The organism is Flavobacterium aquidurense, from assembly GCF_001404985.1.
Lineage (GTDB): Bacteria > Bacteroidota > Bacteroidia > Flavobacteriales > Flavobacteriaceae > Flavobacterium > Flavobacterium aquidurense_B.
Genome location: NZ_JRLF01000010.1, coordinates 451,206 through 471,520, shown reverse-complemented (window position 1 = coordinate 471,520; position 20,315 = coordinate 451,206). Strand labels below are relative to the sequence as shown.

General features: G+C 34.6%; 10 protein-coding genes. 9 read left to right on the top strand and 1 reads right to left on the bottom strand.

Features of this window, described 5'->3' with window-relative positions:
• From RC62_RS10490 to RC62_RS10480, 3 genes are all read left to right on the top strand, one after another.
• A partial coding sequence (locus RC62_RS10490; RefSeq protein WP_157472466.1) for a gliding motility-associated C-terminal domain-containing protein occupies positions 1-3,869 on the top strand: 3,869 nt, incomplete at its 5' end.
• 49 nt (positions 3,870-3,918) lie between these two features.
• The gene (locus tag RC62_RS10485; RefSeq protein ID WP_055095158.1) at positions 3,919-4,824 is read left to right on the top strand and encodes a type IX secretion system membrane protein PorP/SprF; all 906 of its coding nucleotides are present in this window, start codon (positions 3,919-3,921) and stop codon (positions 4,822-4,824) included.
• Positions 4,825-4,836: 12 nt separating this feature from the next.
• The gene (locus tag RC62_RS10480; protein WP_055095157.1) at positions 4,837-6,837 is read left to right on the top strand and encodes an OmpA family protein; all 2,001 of its coding nucleotides are present in this window, start codon (positions 4,837-4,839) and stop codon (positions 6,835-6,837) included.
• Positions 6,838-6,852: 15 nt separating this feature from the next.
• Here RC62_RS10480 and RC62_RS10475 read toward each other — a convergent pair whose 3' ends face one another.
• Complete coding sequence (locus tag RC62_RS10475; RefSeq protein ID WP_055095176.1) at positions 6,853-7,173, bottom strand: hypothetical protein; 321 nt, start codon at positions 7,171-7,173, stop codon at positions 6,853-6,855.
• A 1,459-nt stretch (positions 7,174-8,632) separates the two neighbouring features.
• Here RC62_RS10475 and RC62_RS10470 point away from each other — a divergent pair.
• From RC62_RS10470 to RC62_RS10445, 6 genes are all read left to right on the top strand, one after another.
• Positions 8,633-9,058 (top strand): CBS domain-containing protein, encoded by a 426-nt coding sequence (locus tag RC62_RS10470; protein WP_055095156.1) that lies wholly within the window; start codon positions 8,633-8,635, stop codon positions 9,056-9,058.
• Between the two features lie 159 nt (positions 9,059-9,217).
• Positions 9,218-11,509 (top strand): NADP-dependent malic enzyme, encoded by a 2,292-nt coding sequence (locus tag RC62_RS10465; protein ID WP_055095155.1) that lies wholly within the window; start codon positions 9,218-9,220, stop codon positions 11,507-11,509.
• A gap of 77 nt (positions 11,510-11,586) precedes the next feature.
• Entirely contained in the window at positions 11,587-12,168 is a 582-nt protein-coding gene (gene ruvA, locus RC62_RS10460; RefSeq protein WP_055095154.1) for a Holliday junction branch migration protein RuvA, read from the top strand.
• A 25-nt stretch (positions 12,169-12,193) separates the two neighbouring features.
• The gene (gene sprA, locus RC62_RS10455; protein WP_055095153.1) at positions 12,194-19,390 is read left to right on the top strand and encodes a cell surface protein SprA; all 7,197 of its coding nucleotides are present in this window, start codon (positions 12,194-12,196) and stop codon (positions 19,388-19,390) included.
• Between the two features lie 86 nt (positions 19,391-19,476).
• The gene (gcvH, locus tag RC62_RS10450; RefSeq protein WP_055095152.1) at positions 19,477-19,857 is read left to right on the top strand and encodes a glycine cleavage system protein GcvH; all 381 of its coding nucleotides are present in this window, start codon (positions 19,477-19,479) and stop codon (positions 19,855-19,857) included.
• Complete coding sequence (locus RC62_RS10445) at positions 19,850-20,233, top strand: VanZ family protein (RefSeq protein ID WP_055095151.1); 384 nt, start codon at positions 19,850-19,852, stop codon at positions 20,231-20,233. The genes gcvH and RC62_RS10445 overlap by 8 nt, the downstream gene beginning before the upstream one ends.
• The last annotated feature ends 82 nt before the right edge of the window (positions 20,234-20,315 follow it).

Sequence of the window (20,315 nt, the reverse complement as noted above, 5' to 3'; positions counted from 1 at the left end):
TAGCCGTAACAGTAAACACAACTCCGGCTAAACCTTTATTGAGTTCTGTAACCCAACAAACATGTGCAGTAGCAACGGGTAGTTTTACTATTACAAATTATGACGCAGGTTATACTTATGTCATAAGTCCTTCAGCAGGAGTTAATCAAACAGGAAATACAATTACAGCTCCAGCAGGTAGTTACACAATAATTGCAAAAGTAAATAATTGTGAATCTTTAAGCTCAAGTGCCGTTATTGATTCTAAAATTTGTGCCAATGAAGATAATACCTATCCGGCACAAACTTCGGCAACAACGACTACGACAGTTGGAAACGTAACATCAAACGATACGCTAAACGGATTACCGGTAACATCGGCAGATACGAACGTAACTCCAATTACCAATGGACCATTAAGTATTGATGCCAATGGTGAACTGACTTTGGACCCGAATACAAAATCGGGAACTTATACGATCACCTACACGATCTGTGAAGAAGGGGCAAACCCAATCAACTGTGCATCAAACACGGCTACGGTTATAGTTGAAAACACTATTGTTGCCAATGTAGATAATACGTATCCGTCACAAACTGCATCAGCAACAACGACCACAATAGGAAACGTAACATCAAACGATACGCTAAACGGATTACCGATAACATCGGCAAATACCAATGTAACACCCATTACCAACGGACCATTAAGTATTGATGCCAATGGTGAACTGACTTTGGACCCGAATACCAAATCGGGAACTTATACAATCACTTACACGATCTGCGAAGAAGGGGCAAATCCTGTAAACTGCGCATCGAATACAGCGACTGTTGTGGTTGAAAACACGATTGTTGCCAATGTCGATAATACCTATCCGGCACAAACTGCATCAACAACAACAACAACAATAGGAAATGTTACAACAAACGACACCTTAAACGGATTACCGGTTACGGCAGCCAATACGAACGTAACACCAATTACAAACGGACCATTAAGTATTGATGCCAATGGTGAACTGACTTTGGACCCGAATACAAAATCGGGAACTTATACAATCACCTACACGATCTGTGAAGAAGGGGCAAATCCTGTAAACTGCGCATCCAATACAGCGACTGTTGTGGTTGAAAATACTATTGTAGCGAATGTAGATAATACCTATCCGGCGCAACCTTCGGCAACTACAATTACAACAGTTGGAAACGTAACCTCAAACGATACACTAAACGGATTACCGGTAACATCGGCAAATACGAGTGTAACACCAATTACCAACGGACCATTAAGCATTGATGCCAATGGTGAACTGACTTTGGACCCGAATACCAAATCGGGAACATACACGATTACCTACACGATCTGTGAAGAAGGCGCAAACCCGGTAAACTGCGCATCGAATACAGCGACTGTTGTGGTTGAAAACACTATTGTTGCCAATGTAGATAATACCTATCCGGCACAAACTTCATCAGCAACAACAATAGGAAACGTAACCTCAAACGATACACTAAACGGATTACCGGTAACATCGGTAAATACGAACGTAACTCCAATTACAAACGGACCATTAAGTATTGATGCGAATGGTGAACTGACTTTGGACCCGAATACAAAATCGGGAACTTATACCATTACCTACACGATCTGCGAAGAAGGAGCAAATCCTGTAAACTGCGCATCCAATACAGCGACTGTTGTGGTTGAAAACACGATTATAGCGACTGTCGATAATACTTATCCGGCGCAACCTTCGGCAACAACAATTACGACAATAGGAAACGTAACATCAAACGATACATTAAACGGATTACCGGTAACATCTGCAAATACAAACGTAACACCCATTACCAACGGACCATTAAGCATTGATGCCAATGGTGAACTGACTTTGGACCCGAATACAAAATCGGGAACTTATACGATCACCTACACGATCTGTGAAGAAGGGGCAAATCCTGTAAACTGCGCATCCAATACAGCGACGGTTGTGGTTGAAAATACGCTTGTAGCGACTGTCGATAATACCTATCCGGCGCAAACTTCGGCGACTACAACGACTACAATAGGAAACGTAACCTCAAACGATACGTTAAACGGATTACCGGTTACGGCAGCCAATACAAGTGTAACACCCATTACCAACGGACCATTAAGTATTGATGCCAATGGTGAACTGACTTTGGACCCGAATACAAAATCGGGAACTTATACAATCACCTACACAATCTGCGAAGAAGGAGCAAACCCTGTAAACTGCGCGTCCAATACAGCAACGGTTGTGGTTGGTAACGGAATAATTAATGCAGTGACCGAAAATACGCTTCCAATAAATGGCAGTATCGGAGGAACTACTTTATCATTAATTAATAACGATACTTTAAACGGAAATCCGGCAATTATCTCAAATACTCCGGGAGGAGTAATCTTAAAACCTGTTAATGTACCAACAGGATTAATTTTAAATTCAGACGGAACGATAACAGTAAGCGCAGGAACGCCAATAGGTATTTATGAAGTTGAATATAGCATTTGCGAATATTTAAATCAAACCAATTGTTCAACTGTAAAAAGTTACATTCCGGTAACAGGAGCAGTTTTACAAGCAAACAATGACAATGCAGGAACTGTAGACAGCAATAAAGGACAAAGTTCATCAACAAATATATTTAGTAACGATACATTAAACGGAGTGGCACTTAATCCTGCAACTGTTGTTTTAACGACTGTTGTTTCGAATCCTAACCTAATTTTAAAAGCAGATGGTACAATAGAAGTAAAACCAGGAACGTTACCAGGAAATTATGAGTTGACATATCAAATTTGTGAACTTTTAAATAGTTCTAATTGTAGTCAGGCTGTTGTAAAAATTAAAGTTGTGAATATTGTAGAAGCTAATCCGCCAACGGCACCATTAACCCAAATTGTTCTTAATAATGAAGGAGTAGTAAATGTGGACGGAATAAATGGTTCGCTTGAATTCATAAATGTTTTGGATAATGATTTATTAAAAGGTTTACCAATTAATTCTTCGGATGTCGTAATTACAAATACACCAAAAAACAATTATTTTGAGTTTAATGCAGACGGAACAGTAAATGTGAAACCAAATACTCCCGGAGGAAATTATTCATTAATATATCAGGTTTGTGAAAAATCAAATTCAGGTAATTGTGCTACAGCAACGTTAAATGTTTTTGTAGAAGTTCCTGCAATTGCAATCATCAAAACAGCGGTCTTTAATGATGAAAATGCCAGCGGATATGCAAATGCAGGTGAAACCATTACTTACAAATTTAAAGTAACCAATACCGGAAACGTTCCATTAAGACGAGTTATGGTTTCAGATCCTTTACCGGGTGTTATTGTATCCGGACAAGCAATTGATTTAGAAATAAACGAATCAGATGAGAATAATTTTACGGGTACTTATAAAATTACACAAAGTGATATAAACAAAGGCAGTGTAAGCAATCAGGCAAGTGTAAAAGCTGTCAGTGATAAAGGAGTTGTAGTCGAAGACATGTCTGATGACGAAAACAACACTGGCGACAAACCAACAGTATTGCCTTTAAACGGGTGTGTTATAAAAGTTTTTAATGCATTTTCTCCAAACGGAGATGAGAAAAACACAAGATTCTACATACAAGGATTAGAATGTTATCCTGATAATACAGTAGAAATATACAATCGTTGGGGCGTTTTAGTATACGATATTGATAAATACAACAATGAAGATCGTGCTTTCAAAGGTTTTTCTGAAGGACGTACAACTGTAAAACAAGCAGACGGATTGCCGGTAGGAACCTATTTCTACATATTGAAATATAAAGACAGCGGTTCTAATTCGCATGAAATGTCAGGTTATTTATATATAAACAAATAAAAAATACAAGCGGTTTGGTTGAGTCCGACCGCTATTTAAAGCTTTTTAAATGAAAAAGATAATTTTAATTTTCATGTTTTTTTCCGTTGTGTGTTCGGCGCAGCAAGATTCTCAATTTACCCAATACATGTATAATACCATTACGATCAATCCCGCATATGCAGGTTCTCGCGGCGTATTAAGTGTTTTTGGTTTATATCGTACGCAATGGGTTGGTCTTGATGGCGCACCAGAGACTAGTACTTTCTCTGTAAACACTCCTTTAAGCAATAGCAATTTAGGACTAGGAGTTTCCCTGGTTAACGATAAAATTGGTCCAACTAACGAAAACACTTTGTCTGCAGATTTATCCTATACGGTTCCAACATCAGAAACCTACAAACTTTCTTTTGGAATTAAAGCCACAGCAAATCTTTTTAATTTAGATGTAAATAAATTAAGTTTTGAAGATCAGGGAGATCCGCAATTTCAGGATTTAAATAATAAAATTACACCCAATATTGGAGCAGGTGTTTATTGGCATTCAGATAAGGCTTATTTAGGATTATCAGTTCCTAATTTTATCGAAACCAATAGATACAATGACAATGACACAGCTATTTTTAAGGATAAAATCAATTACTATTTTATGGCAGGTTATGTCTTTGATCTTGATTATTACATCAAATTCAAACCGGCATTACTAACAAAAATGGTACAAGGAGCTCCGCTTCAGGTTGATGTTTCGGGTAACTTTATGTTCAATGATAAATTTGTAGTGGGCCTTGCCTATAGATGGAGCGCATCAGTGAGTGCTATGGCAGGTTTTCAGGTATCAGATGGTTTGTATATAGGGTATGGTTATGATCATGAAACAACAAATTTAAGAAGGTATAATTCAGGATCGCATGAAATTTTCCTTCGTTTTGAGTTCTTTAATAATTACAATAGAATTACGTCACCAAGATTCTTCTAATAAATTCGATCCATGAGAATAAAAAATTTAAAATATATCGTTTTATTTTTACTGTTTTGTTCAAATGCAATTGCACAAACGCCAAGTATAAAAGAGGCAAATGATAAGTATGAAAATTTTGCTTATGTAGATGCAATAAAAGCTTATGAAAGTATTGCAAATAAAGGTTATAAAGACGAAAAAATGTTTCAGCGTCTTGGTAATTCCTATTATTTTAATGGAGAATTGCTTAATGCCTTAAAATGGTACGATGAATTGTTTGCTATGAACGAGCAGCAAGAACCGGAGTATTTGTACAGATATTCACAATGTTTGAAATCAAAGGGAAATTATGCTAAAGCAGATACAATTTTAGAAAAGTTCAATCGCAAATTGACAGAAGATAAAAGAGGTATTTTATTCGAAAGCAATAAAAATTATTTAGAAGAAATAAAGTCTAACTCCGGAAGATATGAAATTGCAGATGCGGGAGTTAATTCTAATTATTCTGACTATGGAAGTGCTATTTTAGACAATAAATTAATTTTTGCTTCAGCAAGAGATACAGGCGCTGTAGTGAAGAAAAATTTTAAATGGACCAATAAATCCTTTACTAATCTATATAGTGCCGAATTAATGTTAGACGGAAGTGTAGGGATTCCGCAGCGCTTTCATAAAAAAGTAAATACAAAGTTCAATGAATCAACACCTGTTTTTACAAAAGACGGAAGAACAATGTATTTTACCCGAAACAATTTTTTAAACGGAAAAAGAGGCAGAAGCGAAAAGAAAATTACTTTATTAAAATTATACAAAGCAACCTTAATTAATGGCGAATGGTCAAATATAGAGGAACTTCCCTTTAACAGTAATCAATACAGCGTGGCACATCCGGCATTAAGTCTGGATGATAAAACATTGTATTTTGCATCTGATATGCCGGGAACATTAGGACAATCTGATTTGTTTAAAGTAAAAATAAATGATGACGGGAGTTTTGAAAAACCTGAAAATTTAGGAACTTCAATTAATACCGAGGGCAGAGAAACTTTTCCTTTTATCTCCGGTGATAACGAACTTTATTTTGCCAGCGACGGAAGACCTGGTTTAGGCGGACTTGACGTTTTTGTTTCAAAAATAAACAAAGACGGTTCATATGATGAAATCCAGAATCTTGGAGAACCAATAAATAGTAAACAAGATGATTTTGCTTTTATAATTAATAGTAAAAACAGAAACGGCTTTTTTTCTTCTAACAGAGAAAACGGACATGGATTCGATGATGTATATCGCTTTACAGAAACCAGAAGACTTATTTGCGAGCAAGAATTATCAGGTACAATTACAGATGCAGATACAAATGAAGTTCTTGCAAATGTAACATTGATTTTGTTTGATGAAACGAAACAAAATGCAATACAAGTTATTTCGGACCAAAATGGAAATTATATTTTCCCGAATGTCAAATGTGGTAAAAAATATACCATAAAAACATCCAAAAACGATTATGATATAAAGGAAATTACGGTAGCAATAAAAAAAGGTACAGGAAAAACAACTTTACCAATTTCGCTCGAAAAGAAAGCCATTCCGTTAGTTGCTAAAACTATAATGATAAAAACAGTGGCAGTTAAATCTGTAAAAATGAAACCTATTGCTGTTGGTACAGATTTAGCAAAAACACTTAATATTCCTATGAACTTTTTTGATTTAGGCAAAGCTACCATCAGAAAATCATCAGAACCACAGTTGCAGAAAATTGTCGATGTATTAAAACAATATCCAACATTAAAACTCGATATTCGTTCGCATACAGATAGTAGACAATCGGCTTCGAATAATATGATTCTTTCAGAAAAACGAGCCCAATCAACCAAAAACTGGCTAATTAGTAAAGGAGTTGACGGAAGTCGATTATCAGCAAAAGGATTTGGAGAAACACAATTGGTAAATAAATGCGCCGATGGTGTAAAATGTACAGAACAACAACATCAACAAAACCGACGCAGTGAATTTATTATTACTAATTTATAATAATTTGCAGAGTAATTAATTATCAGCAACAAACATCTGGTTAATTTCGCTTAGCAATTCAAATTCATTTATAGGAAACATTTCAAGAACCATTTCTAAGACAAGAGAAACATTTATGGGATTTTTGTTGGTGCTTGACCTTTTATCTCCTTCATTATCCAGTGTCAAAATACACATTTTTATCATATTGGTAATTACGCAACCAATCTCATAATAATTGATATTAACTTGAGTCGTATAAACGTCTGATTTATTATTATTTGACTTTGAACGGTTAAAATACAGAGAAATTAATTTTCTAAGATTCTCTAATTTTTCAGTTTCATTTGGTTCCATTTCTAGTATGTTTTTATTATTGATTTTAAATTTTATTCTATTTGGTTTTCCGCGAAACAAATCTATTAAACAGGAATGAAAAAAGGTACGACATAAATGTCGGCTTTAAATTTAGTGTGTTAATTCATGCAATTTCCGTTTTATATTTATTAATTCTCACATACTATAATATGTTAATTATTTTTTTTCGTAAGTAACGATAAATAGATTTTTAATTGGAGTAAACATAGCAATTCACAAAATGCGAAAATCCCAGCGGGATGATATATTTATAGAAAATAAATGATTTGCGTAATTGAGCCCCATCGGGGTGGAATATTAATGGCAGAATAAAAATCTATTTCGCTCCGATGGAGCTTTAATTCAGAATCATATTGTTTTTTGCTATAAATATTTTGCTCCGCTGGAGCATGATTTGAAACTCGGTAAATATTTTACCTAAACTAATTATTACGGAGAATCTTGCGAAGATTTCTCGTTCCTCGAAAAGACAAAAAATGAGAAAATCCCAGCGGGATGATATATTTATAGAAAATAAATAATTTGCGTAATTGAGCCCCATCGGGGTGGAATATTTATGGCAGAATAAAAATCTATTTCGCTCCGCTGGAGCTTTAATTCAGAAATCATATTGTTTTTTGCTATAAATATTTTGCTCCGCTGGAGCATGATTTGAAACTCGGTAAATATTTTACCTAAACTAATTATTGCGGAGCATCTTGCGAAGATTTCTCGTTCCTCAAAAAGACAAAAAATGCGAAAATCCCAGCGGGATGATATATTTATAGAAAATAAATAATTTGCGTAATTGAGCCCCATCGGGGTGGAATATTAATTGCAGAATAAAAATCTATTTCGCTCCGATGGAGCTTTAATTCAGAAATCATATTGTTTTTTGCTATAAATATTTTGCTCCGCTGGAGCATGATTTGAAACTCGGTAAATATTTTACCTAAACTAATTATTACGGAGCATCTTGCGAAGATTTCTCGTTCCTCAAAAAAGACAAAAAATGCGAAAATCCCAGCGGGGTAGAATGTAATATTCCCTTCACTTTGTATGTTTCAACTGGACTAAAGTCCAGCTCTACAACATATTTTGCTCCTCTGGAACTTTATAAAGAGATGATATGTATGCTTTATTTTTATAAAAGCCATAGAAGAGCCATCGGCTCGATTAATGTTGTAGGGCTGGACTTTAGTCCAGTTTATAAAAACATATCGAAATTTTAATTTGGTTCGTGATAATAAAGTTGCAGGAATTTCATACGTAAAAATCAAAAACCCTGCATTTTCCGCAAAAAAGTCTTAAAATTCATTCATTTTTTTACTTTAAAATTTCTTTAAAACAAAATTTAACTTATTATGTTTAAAATGAATGTGTTAAGTTTTAAAAAATCGATTTCGTTGTTGTGTGTGTGCATTTTTTTTTAACTTTATAAATCTAAAATTTTTCAGATATGACTGTAAATCAAATACTAAACACAAAAGGAAAAAATGTTTATTCTGTTCTGTCAACAACAACGGTTTATGAAGCCTTAAAAGTGATGGGAGAGAAAAACATAGGTGCTATTCTGGTTATCGATGACACCGATTTAAAAGGAATATTGTCTGAAAGGGATTATGCCCGAAAAATTGTTTTAAAAGATAAATCTTCAAAAGAGACCTTTGTTCATGAAATTATGGAAAGCAATGTTTTTTCGGTAAAACTTTCAAACAATATCGAAGATTGTATGGAACTTATGAGTACCAAAAGAATCAGACATTTACCAGTTCTGGAGGATGGAATCGTAGTAGGAATAATTTCTATAAGCGATGTTGTAAAGGCGATTATAGAAATTCAAAAAGACACAATAAATCACTTAAACTCTTATATTTCTCAGTAAAAGAAATTTAAAAAATAAGCTTTAAAAAATAGTCCAAATAATAGCGGACTATTTTTTTTGGTTTTCCAAAATTGTTATTTTAGGAAAAGAAAGCTGTAAAAATAGGCCAATTTAAACCAAGACTTATATCTTTGTAAGCTAGAATAAAAGCTAAAATAAATGAACAAAGAGAGTAAAAGAAGAGAAGCGTTACTGTACCATTCAGAACCAACTCCAGGAAAAATTCAGGTAGTTCCAACAAAAAAATACGCAACCCAAAGAGACTTGTCTTTGGCTTATTCGCCAGGTGTTGCAGAGCCATGTTTAGAAATTGCAGCAAACGTTGATGACGTTTACAAATATACAGCAAAAGGAAATTTAGTTGCCGTTATCTCAAACGGTACAGCTGTTTTAGGACTTGGAGATATTGGTCCCGAGGCTTCTAAACCAGTAATGGAAGGTAAAGGTTTATTGTTTAAAATATTCTCTGATATTGATGTTTTTGATATTGAAATTGGAACAAAGGATATTGAAGAATTTATTCAGACCGTAAAAAATATTGCTCCAACTTTTGGAGGAATCAATCTTGAGGATATTAAAGCTCCGGAATCTTTCGAGATAGAAAGAAGACTGGTAGAAGAATTAGATATTCCTGTAATGCACGATGATCAGCATGGTACAGCAATTATTTCTTCGGCAGCATTAATTAACGCCCTTGAATTAGCAGGAAAAAAAGCAGAAGATGTAAAAGTAGTAGTTTCAGGTGCAGGTTCTGCAGCGATAGCTTGTACTGATTTATATGTTTTGTTAGGTGTAAAAGTAGAGAATATTTTAATGTTTAATAGTAAAGGACTTTTAACAAAAGATAATCCTGCACTATCAGAATTACAATTAAAATATGCTGTAGACGGTGCTAAAATTGATTTAGCCGAAGCTGTAAAAGGTGCCGATGTTTTTATTGGTTTATCTTCAGGGGGTATTTTGTCTGCAGAAATGTTATTGACAATGAAAGAAAATCCGATTGTATTTGCAATGGCAAATCCAAATCCGGAAATCGATTATAACTTAGCTACAGAAACTCGTAAAGATGTTATTATGGCTACAGGACGTTCAGACTTTCCTAATCAGGTAAATAACGTTCTTGGTTTTCCGTATATTTTTAGAGGAGCATTAGACGTACGTGCTACAAAAATTAACGAAGCAATGAAAATGGCTGCTGTAAAAGCGTTGGCTATTTTAGCAAAAGAACCTGTTCCGGAACAAGTAAACGTAGCTTACGGTGCAATGAAACTGGGCTTTGGTCAGGAATATATTATCCCTAAACCGTTTGATCCACGTTTGATTACAGTTGTAGCGCCTGCTGTTGCAAGAGCAGCAATGGAGTCAGGAGTAGCAAAAAATCCTATTACAGATTGGGCAGCTTACGAAGATCACCTTCGCGAACGTATGGGTAATGATAATAAAATGGTTCGTTTGATTACAAATCGTGCTAAAATGGATCCTAAGCGAATTGTTTTTGCAGAAGCAGATCAATTAAACGTATTAAAAGCAGCACAAATTGTTCATGAAGACGGAATTGGACTTCCAATTTTATTAGGAAATAAAGAAGTAATTTTAGAATTAAAAGCTGAATTAGGTTTTGATGCTGAACTTGAAATCATAGATCCTAAAACAAATGATGAAGAATCAAGACGTAATAGATTTGCAACTTCATATTGGGAAACAAGAGAACGCAGAGGTGTTTCGTTACTAGATGCCCAAAAGTTCATGCGCGAAAGAAATTATTTTGCTGCAATGATGGTAAACGAAGGCGAAGCAGATGCATTAGTTACCGGTCATACAAGAAGTTACCCAACGGTTGTAAAACCAATGATGCAATTAATTGATAAAGCGCAGGGAGCTTCATTGATTGCAACGGCAAACATGATGATGACTTCAAGAGGACCAATGTTCTTGTCAGATACAGCGATTAATATTAATCCATCAGCCGAAGATTTAGTTAATATTGCAATCATGACTGCAAAAACGGCAAAAATGTTTGGTGTTGAACCCGTTATTGCAATGGTTTCATTCTCTAACTTTGGATCATCTACAAGTCCTGGAGCGTCAAAAGTAAGAGAAGCAGTAGCATACTTACATAAAAATCATCCGGAATTAATTGTTGATGGAGAAATTCAGGCAGATTTTGCTTTGAATCAGGAAATGCTTGCAGAGAAATTTCCTTTCTCTAAATTAGCAGGTAAAAAAGTAAACACATTGATTTTCCCTAACTTAGAGTCAGCTAATATTACTTATAAATTATTAAAAGAGTTGTATAAAGTAAATTCTATTGGTCCAATTATGATGGGAATGGGAAAACCTGTTCACATTTTTCAATTAGGTGCAAGTGTAGAAGAAATGGTTAATATGGCAGCTATTGCAGTCATTGATGCTCAGGAGAAAGAAAATAAAAAAAATAAATTAGCTAAATAGTACAAATAATAAGGATCGAATAATATTGTCGTATTTTTATTGCATTTTTGTTATATTTGACCCTTAATAAATTAACTATGATAGCACATTTGCAGGGTAAATTAGTGGAGAAAAATCCTACAGACGTCATTATTGACTGTGGAGGTGTTGGTTATCAGGTAAATATATCTTTACATACCTTTTCGTTAATTCCCAATGCTGAAAATATAAAACTGTATACGCATCTTCAAATCAAAGAAGATGCGCATACTTTATTTGGTTTTGTCGAAAAATCAGAGCGTGAAATATTCAGAATGTTATTGTCTGTTTCCGGTATTGGAGCAAACATTGCCAGAACAATGTTATCCTCGATAGAACCAAGGCAAATTATCAACGCAATTGCATCCGGAGATGTAGGCGTTATTCAGTCCATAAAAGGGATTGGAAACAAAACGGCACAGCGAGTTATCCTTGATTTGAAGGAAAAAGTGTTAAAGTTGTACGATTTGGACGAAGTTTCTGTAGTGCAAAACAATACAAACCGAGATGAAGCGTTATCTGCTTTGGAAGTTTTAGGTTTCATTAGAAAAACTTCAGAAAAAGTAGTAGAGAAAATTGTAAAAGAAGATCCGGAAGCTACAGTCGAAACAATCATTAAGAAAGCGTTAAAAAGCCTATAAACTCAATTTTTTATAAACGAATTGTATGCGTAAAATTTGTATTTTTTTACTGTTCTTGTTTTGCGGTAATGTTTTGCGTGCGCAAGTTAATCCAACGGTTAAAGATACAACGAAAACTCAATTCTCAGTTGGGAAAGTAGAGTTGCAAGATCCGCCAAGCGTACTATCTGCCTATAGATATGATCCAATCACAGATCGATATATCTATACAAATTCAGTTGATGGTTTTTCTATCAATTACCCTATTATATTAACGCCAAAAGAGTACGAAGACTTAGTTTTGAAAGAATCCAGAAGAGATTATTTCAGAAAAAAATCAGATGCCATTGATGGTAAAAAACAAGGCAGTGAAGCTGCTAAAAAGGATTTATTACCACGATATTATATTAATTCAAGTCTTTTCGAAAGTATTTTTGGAAGTAATACAATCGATGTAAAACCCACAGGATCAGTAGAGATGGACTTGGGGGTTCGATACACGAAACAAGATAATCCTTCGTTTTCACCAAGAAACAGATCAAGTCTTACTTTTGACTTTGATCAGCGAATAAGTATGAGTTTAATGGGTAAAGTAGGAACCAGATTAGAGGTTAATGCTAATTACGATACCCAATCAACATTTGCTTTTCAAAACTTATTTAAGCTGGCTTACACGCCTTCTGAAGATGATATTGTTCAGAAAGTTGAGGTTGGTAACGTTAGTATGCCATTAAACAGTACCCTTATTCGTGGTGCTCAAAGTTTATTTGGGGTTAAGACTCAGTTACAATTTGGTAAGACAACAGTAACAGGAGTTTTCTCAGAACAAAAGTCTCAAACAAAGAGTATAGTTGCAGAAGGTGGCGGAACCGTACAAAACTTTGATTTATATGCTTTAGACTATGATAATGACAGGCACTTTTTCTTATCTCAATACTTTAGAAACAAATACGATGCTTCTTTAAAAAATTATCCATTTATTGATAGCCGCGTTCAGATAACAAGATTAGAAGTTTGGGTCACTAATAAGCAAAACAGAGTAAGTACAAACAATAATAATTTACGTAATATTATTGCACTTCAGGATTTAGGTGAAGGCCAGGTTACGGGTGTTCCTGATAATCAGGTTGTCGTTATAAGTTCTTCAACAGGCTTTTTTAACAATCCTATAGATACTCCAACAGATAATAATAACAATAAATACGATCCTGCAACAATTGGTCAGGCAGGATCATACTTAAACTCGAATATTAGAGAAATTGTAACGGCAAAGTCCGGTTTCAATAATGCAAATACCAGCGAAGGAACTGACTACTCTGTACTGGAAAATGCGAGAAAATTAACTTCAACCGAATATACTTTTAATGCACAATTAGGATATATCTCTTTGCAGCAGCGTTTGGCAAATGATGAAATCCTGGCTGTAGCTTTTGAATATACTGTGGGAGGAAAAGTGTATCAGGTAGGAGAATTTGGTAGTGATGGTGTTGATGCAACTGTAGTAACAGGAAACAATAATGCAAATCAGGCTATTATTACACAAAGTTTAGTATTGAAAATGCTGAAAAGTAATTTGACAAATGTTCAAAATCCGGTTTGGAACCTGATGATGAAAAACGTTTACCAAATTCCACAGGCATATCAAATTAAGCAAGACGATTTTAGATTAAATATACTTTATACAGATCCTTCGCCAATAAATTATATTTCACCGGTTCAGGGAACAACTTTTCCTGCGAATGCAACAGCCGATAATAAAGTAGATCAAACGCCATTATTAAATGTCTTTAACTTAGACCGGTTAAATTATAATAATGACCCGCAAACCGGCGGAGACGGTTTCTTTGATTATATTCCGGGTGTGACAGTAGATGTTCAAAACGGACGAATCATTTTTACGACCAAAGAACCATTTGGGGAACTTTTATTTAGAAAATTACAAAATACAGGTTCAGGTGAAAATTACGATGATCCAAATTCATATAATGCCAATCAGCAAAAATATGTGTTTAGAAACATGTATAGAAACACACAATCCGGAGCTTTACAGGACAGTGATAAAAATAAATTCTTATTAAGAGGAAAATATAAATCGTCAGGAAGTAACGGTATTCCTATTGGGGCCTTCAACGTTCCGCAAGGATCTGTTGTAGTTATGGCAGCTGGACGAAAATTAGTCGAAGGTATAGATTATAGTGTCGATTATCAACTGGGGAGAGTTCAGATTTTAGATCCTTCACTTCAGGCATCAAACACACCAATTGAAGTTTCATTAGAAAACAATTCAATTTTTGGGCAGCAGACCCGAAGATTTATGGGATTCAATATTGAACACAAAATTTCGGATAATTTTGTTATTGGTGGAACCTTTTTAAAAATGACAGAGAAACCTTTTACTCAAAAGTCGAGTTATGGGCAGGAATCTGTAAACAATACGATCTTTGGATTTAATGGGAACTATTCAACCGAAGTTCCTTTCCTTACCAGATTAGTAAATAAATTACCCAATATTGATACAGATGTTCCTTCGAATCTTTCGATTCGTGGAGAAGTTGCTTTTTTAAGACCTGATGCTCCAAAAGCAAGTGATTTTGAAGGAGAAGCAACCATATATGTGGATGATTTTGAAGGTTCACAATCTACAATAGATATGCGCTCAGCTTATGCATGGAGTTTAGCATCTACACCTTTCGTTAATTCTATAAATGATAACACGTTTAATGCAAATTCAAATACATTAGAATATGGATTTAAACGTGCAAAATTAGCATGGTATACAATCGATCCTGTTTTTTATGCTTCAAAACCATCTGGTATTTCAAACGATGATTTATCATTAAACACAACAAGACGAGTTTATAGTAAAGAATTATATCCAAATACAGATATTGCACAAGGACAAATTCAGGTAATTAATACACTTGATTTAAGTTACTATCCTTCTGACAGAGGGCCGTATAATAACAACCCGAATTTCAGCACCAATCCTGCCAATTCTAATTTTGGAGGAATTATGCGGGCTTTAAATTCAACCAATTTTGAGCAGGGAAATGTAGAATACATCCAGTTTTGGGTAATGGACCCTTACGTAGGAAATGCTGAAGCACCAACAAGTAATACCGGAAAAATATATTTTAACTTAGGTGAGATTTCTGAAGACGTATTAAAAGACGGAAGAAAACAATACGAAAACGGATTAGGGCCAGGGCAGATAATGGTAAATCCGCAACCGCTTTGGGGAGATGTTCCTGCATCACAATCTTTAATTTATGCCTTTGATACAAATGCTGACAATCGTAAAAATCAGGATGTTGGTTTAGATGGTTTGCCGGATTCAAGAGAAGGTTCAGTTTATACAAATTATGCAGGAGAAGCAGATCCTGCTGCAGATAATTATATCTATTATTTAAATACAGACGGAGGGGTTCTTGAGCGTTATAAAAATTATAACGGAGTCGAAGGGAACTCTGCAGTTAGTGTAGATGATCCTAATCGTGGTTCAACAACTTTGCCGGATGTCGAAGATATCAATAGAGATAATACCATGAACACAATCAATGCTTATTATGAATATAGTATTGATGTGAAACCGGGAATGCAAGTTGGGCAAAATTATATAACGGATATCCGTGAAGTAAGTAGTGTCGAATTACCAAACGGATCAACTACAACAGCAAGGTGGATTCAGTTTAAAATTCCGGTTTCTCAGCCGCAAAATACAGTTGGTAATATCACAGATTTTAGATCTATCCGTTTCATGCGTATGTTTATGACTGGTTTTAGTAACCAGATGACAATGCGTTTTGGAGCATTAGATTTGGTAAGAGGCGAATGGAGAAGATATACAGGAACGCTTGATGCTAATGATACAAATCCTGATGACGACGGTACAGAGTTTGATGTTGCGGCGGTTAATATTCAGGAAAATGGTACAAAATGTCCGGTAAATTATGTTGTACCTCCAGGGGTGCAAAGAGAGCAATTGTATAATAATAATACCATAATTAATCAAAACGAGCAAGCATTGGCATTACGTGTTGGTGGAGCTGGTTTGCAATATCAGGATTCAAGAGCCGTATTTAAAAATGTGAGTGTTGATATGCGTCAGTACAAAAAACTTAAAATGTTTTTACATGCTGAATCTTTACCTAACGAAAGTACGTTGCTGGATGATGAAATGATTGGTTTTATTCGTTTTGGAAATGACTTTACGCAAAACTTTTATCAAGTCGAAATTCCGTTAAAAGTAACCAGAACCGGTGGATCTTGTACAATAAGCCCGGATCAGGTTTGGATGGAAGATAATAATATAGATCTGGCACTTGAATTATTGACCAGAATGAAAATTAAGGCCATGACTATTGATATCAACTCTAATAAGCGTGACGTTAACGGGATTTATTATCCGGATGATGACTTAAGTACAGGAGGAGATGGTGACAGTAAACTAAGATTAGGTATAAAAGGAAATCCTAACTTTGGTTTGGTTAGAAATTTAATGGTTGGATTAAAGAGCAGGGCAGATCATAAAGACATAAAAGGAGAAGTTTGGTTCAATGAACTTCGTTTAGCTGATTTAGAGAATAAAGGCGGAATGGCGGCAATATTAAATATTGACACCAATATGGCTGATTTTGCTACAGTATCTGCTACAGGTAAAAAGAGTACGATTGGTTTTGGATCTTTGGAACAAGGTGCTAACGAAAGAGATCGTGAGGATCTTCAGCAATATAATATCGTAACCAATCTTAATTTAGGTAAATTATTACCTCAAAAATGGGGAATCAATCTGCCTTTTAATTATGCTATTGGCGAAGAGGTAATAACACCGGAATACGATCCTTTTAATCAGGATATAAAATTAGATCAGTTAATAAAAGAAACTACAGATCCGGCAGAAAAAGAAAATATCAGAACTCGTGCTATTGATTATACAAAACGAAGAAGTATCAACTTTATAGGAGTTAGGAAAGATAGAGCGCCTGAGCAAAAACCGCATATTTATGATGTAGAAAATTTAACATTATCACAATCTTATAATGAGGTTGAACGTCATGATTATGAAGTAGCAGATTATGTAGATCAGCAATCAAATACAGCGGTAAATTATGCTTATACTTTTCAGCCAAAAGAAGTAGTGCCTTTCAAGCAAACCAAATTCATGAAAAAAAGTGAATATTGGAAATTGTTAAGTGATTTCAATTTTAATTATTTACCATCTAATATCTCTTTCAATACAAATATATTAAGACAAAGTAACCGTCAGCAATATCGAGAAGTAGAAGTTCAGGGAATTGGACTTGATCCTTTATACAGACGAAATTTTGCCTTTAATTACCAATACGGATTTGGTTATAATTTGACAAAATCATTAAAATTAAATTATACAGCAGCTTCAAATAATATCGTAAGAAACTTTTTGAATGATGATAATACGCCAAAAGAAGATTTTAATATCTGGGATGATTATTTGGATATAGGAACACCAAATCAGCATGTACAGCAATTAGTGTTGAATTACGATATTCCTATTAATAAAATTCCTGTTTTAAGTTTTGTAAAAGCTTCTTATTCATATACGGCTGATTATAACTGGCAACGTTCCTCGACTGCATTTTCTGAATATATTGATCCGGACGGAAATCAATTTGACTTAGGAAATACTATACAGAATGCGAATTCAAATACATTGACGACTACTTTAACCATGAATACATTGTATAAGTATTTAGGTTTAACACCCGGATCAAAAACAGCAGCAAAACCTAAAGCAGCAGCGCCGCCAAAACCGGGTGAAAAAATTGTAAATACGGCAAAACCAGCTACAAGCAGTAGTCCGTTTTATGATAGTATGATAGGTATTTTGACCAGTGTAAAAAATATTCAGGTTAATTATACTAAAAATAGCGGAACAGTTTTACCTGGATATACACCGGGAGTTGGTTTCTTAGGATCATCAAGACCTACTTTAGGATTTATTTTTGGAAGTCAGGATGATGTGCGTTATGAAGCAGCAAAAAGAGGATGGCTGACAGATTATCAGGATTTCAATCAGAATTTTACACAAGTAACCAATAAGCTTTTAAAAATTACAGCTAATATAGATTTATTGCCAGACTTAAAAGTTGACCTGACTATGGATCGCGCTTATTCTGAAAATTCATCAGAACAATATAGTGTGGTAAACGGCGAATATATGCCTTTGTCTCCTTATACATACGGAATGTTCTCGATTTCGACAGTATTAATTAAGACTGCGTTTTCGACCAGTAGTGAAACTGAATCTGCTGCGTTTGACGATTTTAGAAATAACCGTTTAGTTATTGCTAATCGTCTGGCTGAAGATCATTATGGGGGAGCCCCAATTCCTAGATATGGAGATGCAAACAATCCTATTCCGGCAGAAACAGATGCTAATTATAAAGTATATGTTGCCAATCAGGGATATCCAATTGGATACACAAAAAGTAATCAGGCTGTTTTATTGCCTGCATTTCTTGCCGCTTATTCAGGAAGTAATGCTTCGGGCAGTTCGACAGATATTTTTAGAAGTTTCCCAATTCCAAACTGGAGTGTAAAATACAATGGTTTGATGCGCTATAAATATTTCAAAGATAAATTCAAGCGTTTTTCATTACAGCATAATTACAGGGCATCTTATACTATAAATCAGTTTAGATCTAATTTTGATTATCAGGAAACTCCAAACGGACAAGATGTAAATACCAATTTCTTTAATAAAACCATCATGTCAAATGTCAATTTAGTAGAGCAGTTTAGTCCGCTTGTACGAGTAGATTTTGAATTGAAAAGTTCATTAAGAATACTTACGGAGGTTAAAAAAGACAGAGCATTATCAATGAGCTTTGATAATAATTTATTGACAGAAGTAAAAGGAATGGAGTATGTCGTAGGTTTAGGATATCGTTTTAAAGATGTTATTTTCTCCTCAAGACTTGCAGACAGTCCAACCGGAATTATTAAAAGTGATATTAATATCAAGGCTGATTTCTCTCTTAGAAATAATGAGACATTGGTGCGTTATTTAGATTATGATAACAATCAGTTAGCAGCAGGACAAAATATCTGGTCATTAAAATTAACCGCTGATTATTCGTTTAGCAAAAATCTTACGGCTATATTCTATTATGATCATTCGTTCTCGAAAGCTGTGATTTCAACGTCATTTCCTTTAACGAACATCAGATCAGGGTTCACACTTCGATATAATTTCGGAAATTAATTTTTTGGTTTCTAAACAGGATTTCATTAGAAGATTATTACATTTGTGCCTTAATTATTAAAATATCAATTTTCAAACATAGTATTATGAGCATACCAGCAAATTTAAAGTACACAAAAGATCACGAATGGGTTAGCATCGAAGGAGATGTTGCAACTGTAGGAATTACTCATTTTGCACAAAAAGAGTTAGGAGATATCGTGTATGTTGAAGTAGAAACTTTAGATCAGACACTTGATAAAGATGAAGTTTTTGGAACAGTTGAAGCTGTAAAAACAGTATCTGATTTGTTCTTGCCTCTAACAGGAGAAATTATTGCTTTTAATGATAGTCTGGAAAGCGCGCCTGAAACGGTTAATTCTGACCCTTACGGAGCTGGATGGATGATTAAAATTAAAATTGCAAATGCATCAGAAATAGATTCATTATTGTCTGACGAAGCTTATAAACAACTTATCGGTGCCTAAACAATTATTACTGCTCTGGGCAATAGTATGCTCAGGTATCATTACTTATTTTTGTTTGACGGATTCAAGTAATATTCCTGCTGTAAGTTTCCCAAGTATAGATAAGATTGTTCATTTTTGTTTTCATTTCGGATTCACAATTTCCTGGATTTTGTTTTTCAAAAAGGAACTTAAAGGCAAAGCGCCTGATGATTATAAAGCATACTTGATTTCGTTTATATTTTCTGTTTTTTTTGGAATCACAATCGAAATCTTACAAAGTGTTTTAACAACCACAAGAGCGTCTGACGTGTCTGATGTTTTAGCAAATGCAATTGGTGCTTTAATAGGGATCTTTACTGCAATGGCTTTTAAAAAGCAAATCGATAAAATATAAGAATATAATTACCCACTTCGGTGGGTTTTTTGTTGCCGAAAAATCAAGCTTTAAAAAGTATGTTTTTTTCTGAATATAAAAT